Below are 2,569 nucleotides of genomic sequence, written 5' to 3' on the forward strand. Positions count from 1 at the left end.
GCCGGTGACCGTCGTCTTCAGCGTCGAACCCTCATACACGCGGTAACCGGTGACCGTACCGCTGGAGGCGGACCAGCTCAGCGAGATGGCGGTGTTCGTCGAGCTCGTCGTGATCGCGCCGGGCTGGCCGGGGACGCCGCTGTTGCAGCCGGTGGTCGTCGCGGTCGCGTCCCTGCCGACCGACTCCCCTGTCGAGTTGTACGCCTTGACGGTGTACGTGTGGGTCTGGCACGTACCCAGACCGCTCACGGTCGCGGACGTGCCGGTGACCGTCGTCTTCAGCGTCGAACCCTCATACACGCGGTAACCGGTGACCGTACCGCTGGAGGCGGACCAGCTCAGCGAGATGGCGGTGTCCGTCGAGCTCGTGGTGACGGTGCCCGGCTGGCCGGGGACGCCGGGCTGCGGGGTGGAACCCGCCTTCCACAGCGCGGGCACGTTGGGTGGTTCCCAGCCGGGCTGGGAGGTGTGTCCCTGGATGGCGGTGTAGTCGGTGCCGTTGTAGGTCACCACGGCGCCTGTGGCGTACGCGGTCCACGGCGCCCACGCCGCGGCCGCCACGGCCACCGTCTGCACGCCGACCGCGACGCTCACGGGCGCCGCGACCAGGGCGAAAGCCAGTGCTATTGCACGAAGTTTCACGTCGGATCCCTTTCACGAATGGGTGCCGTACGGCCCGCGCGGGGGGTGAAGGGCTCAGCGAGCCGTACGGCACGGCCCCTCGAGAAGAGGCGAGGCGAGGGGCCGTTGGGAGGGGTCAGCGCAGGCCGTTGTCCATGGCGGTGGTGAGGCTGCCGTCGTCTCCGGACATCTCCCAGACCATGGCGCCGAGCAGGTTCTTGGCCTTGATGTAGTCGGTCTTCTTGCCGATCGACCACGGGTCGTCGAACGTCCACCACTGGCCGCCGCCGCCGGTGAAGCAGTAGGTGGCTATCGCGACCTCGTCATGCCTGACCGTGCAGCCGGGCACCCTTGACGCGAGGTTCTTGTAGCCACGCGTTCCCGCTTCCTCGGGGAAGTCGCCCGGCGCCGCGCCGTTGGCCGACTGCCACTCGCCGAACTTGCCGCCGTCGGCGACCGCCTGCCAGCCTCTGCCGTAGTAGGCCAGACCGATGGTCAGCTTGCGCGGGTCGACCCCGGCGTCCAGGTATTTCTGGACGGCCTTGTCGACGCTGAAGTCCGGGTTGTACGGGCTGTCCGCGTCGAGGTACAGGTTGCCCTGGTGGCCGGTGCGGTTGGGCTCCCAGGAGTTGTCGCTGCCCGCTCCGTGGAAGTCGTAGCCCTGGACGTTGGCGAAGTTCATCGACTGGAAGATCTTCGACAGGTCCCAGCCGGAGTCGATCTTGACCGGGTCGGCGGGGGTGAACGCCGTGAGCAGCAGGCCCGGCCGTACCGCGTCGAGCTGGGTCCTGAACTCCTGCAGCAGCAGGACCAGGTTGGCCTTGTCGTTGGGGCTCACGTGGTTGCCCGCGTGACCCTCGGCGCCCGGCCACTCCCAGTCGACGTCGATGCCGTCGAACACGCCCGCCGCGACTCCCGTGCCGCCGCGCCCCTGGTAGACGGGGAGGTTGCCGCGGATGTACATGTCGATGCAGGACTTGACGAAGGCCTTGCGCTTGGCGTCGGTCGAGGCGGCGTCGGAGAAGTACTTGGAGTACGTCCAGCCGCCGATCGAGATGAGCGCCTTGAGGTTGGGGTGCTTGGCCTTCAGCTTCTTGAGCTGGTTGTAGCTGCCGGCCAGGGGCTGGTCCCAGGTGTCGCCGACGCCGTCCACCGACTCGCCCGCGCCGAAGCCCTTGACGTAGTCGGCCCAGGCGTCGCCCGCGCCGTCGCCCTGGTTGGGGTCCTGCGGGTTGGGGGTGGTCGCCTTGTCCACGCCGTTCATGCAGGTGTGCTGGGTGGGGTGGATGTTGGAGAAGGCGTAGTTGATGTGGGTCAGCTTGCTGGCCTGCGCGTCGAGGTTCTTCATGGTGTACGCGCGGCCGTAGATGCCCCACTGCACGAAGTAGGCGACCTTGTTGTAGGTGCCGCCCGGCGTGCTGGGCTTGGTGGTCGCGGTGACGGCGGCGCTCTTGTCCGACTCGTTGTTGGACGGGTCGACCGCGGTGACCGTGTAGGTGTGGCTGGTGCTCGGGGAGAGCCCGGCGACCGTGGCGGTGGTGCCCGTGGCCGTCTTCACGACCGTCGTGCCCTCGTAGACCCGGTACTCCTTGATCGTCCCGCTGTTGTCCGTCGAGGCGTTCCACGCCAGATCGATCGTCGTGTTGGCCTGCGCGGTCGAGCGGAGGTTGCCCGGGACCGTGGGTTTGACGGTGTCGCCGCCGGTGTTGGTCGTCGTCGCGGTGACCGAAGCGCTCTTGTCCGACTCGTTGTTCGACGGATCGACCGCGGTGACCGTGTACGTGTGCGACGTGTTCGGCGACAGACCCGTGATCTGCGTCGAGGTACCCGTGGCCGTCTTCACGACCGTCGCGCCCTCGTAGACCCGGTACTCCTTGATCGTCCCGCTGTTGTCCGTCGAGGCGTTCCACGCCAGATCGATCGTCGTGTTGGCCTGCGCGGTCGAGCG

2 protein-coding genes are annotated in these 2,569 nt (G+C 68.0%); both read right to left on the reverse strand.

All coding sequences use genetic code 11. From position 1 onward, the window contains the following. On the reverse strand, nt 1-642 hold a 642-nt coding region (locus ACIBG8_RS18180), incomplete at its 3' end, for a carbohydrate-binding protein (protein WP_397343976.1). A gap of 115 nt (nt 643-757) precedes the next feature. Further along, the coding region (locus ACIBG8_RS18185) for a glycosyl hydrolase family 18 protein (protein ID WP_397343977.1) at nt 758-2,569 on the reverse strand (1,812 nt) is incomplete at its 5' end.

It is taken from the genome of Nonomuraea sp. NPDC050556 (assembly GCF_044457355.1).
Lineage (GTDB): Bacteria > Actinomycetota > Actinomycetes > Streptosporangiales > Streptosporangiaceae > Nonomuraea.